Annotated in this window: 1 protein-coding gene; it reads left to right on the forward strand. The window is 63.4% G+C overall.

Features of this window, described 5'->3' with window-relative positions; all coding sequences use genetic code 11:
* Positions 1–747, forward strand: a 747-nt coding sequence (locus EOC94_RS33290; protein ID WP_245465721.1) for an RHE_PE00001 family protein, incomplete at its 5' end; no start/stop codon positions are given.
* Positions 748–1,455 lie beyond the last annotated feature (708 nt).

Here is a 1,455-nt window from a genome sequence, read left to right on the forward strand (position 1 = left end):
GGCCGGGACCGCGAGGGGGCCTCGTCTGAGGAGGGCGTCGATGAAGCGGCGTCGTCTGCCGAGCAGGACGCGCTGGCGCAAGAGTTCGCCGAAATCGATGCCTTGCTCGCCCGCTCGACAAACGTGCTTGCCGGCATCGAGGCCGGCCCGAAAAGGCCGCCGGCGGATCACCGGCCGACGCTGGTCTACGATCTCGACTGGAATGAAGACGAACGGTTGGCCGAATGGAAAGCTGTGCTGCAGGCAACAAAAGACCTGCCCGCCGTGCTGGGGGTCGCGCTGCTCATCGACGCCTGGACCGAGATCGAGGTGTTGCAACACGCGCCCTGGCTCGGGCCTCTGTTGGCCGCGGCGCTGCTGCGACAGGCCGGCACGACCGCCAACCATCTCACCGGCCTCCATGCCGGCGCGCAGAAAATCCCGAGGGAGCGACGGCGCGCCCGCGACAAAGTCGTGCGCTTGCTCGCCGGGCTCGAAACCATCCACACGGCGGCGTCGGCAGGGCTGGAGGAACATGATCGGCTGGTGATGGCCCGGGGACAGCTGGAGCGGCGTTTGCGGTCGCGGCGTAAGAGCTCGAAATTGCCAAAACTTGTCGAGCTAGTGCTGGCGCGGCCGCTAGTGTCGACGGCGATGGTCCAGAAGGAATTGGATGTCAGCCGCCAAGGGGCGCTGGATCTCGTCGGCGCGCTCAACCTGCGCGAAATCACCGGCCGGAAGCGGTTCCAGGCCTGGGCCGTCGTTTGAGGGTGGAGCCTGCGGCTCGGGGGTGAAGCACGATGATTGCGATTCTCGACACGCCGCCGATCCTGTCGCGGCAAGGTGCTAGGCCGCGAGCTGGAGGAGGCAGTTCCCGCAGCCTGTTCCGCGCCGCCACAGGAGGGCGACGACGGGTGGCAAGGTGAATTCTCGACTGTAAGGAATCTTCTCCCCGCCTATGTCGTCGCCAATTGTGCATCAGGTTGTTGCACAATGCCGTGTCAGAGGTCAGACGCTTACAATTGGTAATGTCTCTCCGATGCCTCGACCCCAATGGCAGCAGTATCCAATCGTTCGACCTGTCGGGCGATCAGTGGGAGGCATTGTCCCGGGAAAATAGGCTGGCTCGCCATCTCACAATGCCGTGTTGTCAAGCACAGGTTGCCTTGAAGTGGTCGCGCCTGGGCACAAGGTTCTTCGCTCACAAAGCCGTAGGTGCGTGCAACTGGGCACCCGAGACCGAGGAGCACCTGCATCTGAAACTCCTTGCTGTCGAAGCTGCCCGGGCATCCGGATGGTCGGCCGAAACGGAGGTTTTGGGTGAAACGCCAGAAGGTGACCGCTGGAAGGCTGACGTTCTGGCGGCAAAGGGAAATCACAAGGTCGCGGTCGAAATCCAATGGTCAGGTCAGACACCGGAGGAAACGCTTAGTCGGCAAGAACGGTACCGAGAATCTGGTGTCCGAGGTCTGTGGC

Origin of the sequence: Mesorhizobium sp. M6A.T.Ce.TU.016.01.1.1 (assembly GCF_003997065.1) — a bacterium.
GTDB classification, from domain to species: domain Bacteria; phylum Pseudomonadota; class Alphaproteobacteria; order Rhizobiales; family Rhizobiaceae; genus Mesorhizobium; species Mesorhizobium mediterraneum.